Source organism: Mesorhizobium sp. M7A.F.Ca.CA.003.01.2.1 (assembly GCF_003998945.1).
GTDB classification, from domain to species: domain Bacteria; phylum Pseudomonadota; class Alphaproteobacteria; order Rhizobiales; family Rhizobiaceae; genus Mesorhizobium; species Mesorhizobium ciceri.
Window position 1 is genome coordinate 1 of the sequence record NZ_RZRA01001505.1, and the last position, 734, is coordinate 734.

At 58.3% G+C, this 734-nt stretch carries 2 protein-coding genes; both read right to left on the reverse strand.

Features of this window, described 5'->3' with window-relative positions:
• Positions 1–218: response regulator (locus EN969_RS33800; protein WP_164758784.1), on the reverse strand; the 218-nt coding region annotated here is incomplete at its 3' end.
• A gap of 238 nt (positions 219–456) precedes the next feature.
• On the reverse strand, positions 457–734 hold a 278-nt coding region (locus EN969_RS33805), incomplete at its 5' end, for a histidine phosphotransferase family protein (protein ID WP_245467674.1).

Here is a 734-nt window from a genome sequence, read left to right on the forward strand (position 1 = left end):
GGGATCGCCATGGCGGAGACGAAACGGGTGAGAGCGACCGCCGGTACGTCGGGCAAGGCGCCATCGACGACGATGATGTCGGGCATGTCGGCGGCGCACATCTCCAGCGCGTCAAGTCCGCTGGCGGCCTCGATGACAATCATTTCGGAGCCGCCCAGGATGCGTTTTGCAACCTTCCTGATAACGCTTGAATCGTCGACGAACATGCAGCGTTTCATTTCCGGGTCCTCTTTGCCTTCTGGCAGTCCGGTAGCGTCGGGGGCATCCAGGACGCACCATAGGCCAATCTGGTAAAGAAGCCGAAAAGGCGTTAGGTAAAATTTTTATAAAGATGGGCAGGTGCCTACTTTTATTCACGAATGCTTTGGCGCCGCCTGAACGACCAGACGCATCTCAAGTCGATGAGCTGGAATTACAGCTTTAAATGAAAAAATACTTCGCTTTATCGGCTGCGCATCAGGCCGCCGAAAGCACGATTTCTTCCGGCGTCGCGTGGATCGATATCGTCATGCCGGCCTCGCGCGCCAGAAGCAGCGTGTAATAGGGCTGCACGGAATGCGCGTCGATCGGCTCCTCCGGCTTGTGGCCGGAATGCAGTTCGAGGAATTTCGGCGGCACCCGCAGCATCGGGCCAGCCGACGCAAGCGCGAAACGCGGTTCGGTCTCAAGGTTTTCCAGCGTCACGGAAAGCTTGCCGCCGCGCGGAATGGCGGCATTGGCGACGAGGATCAGGT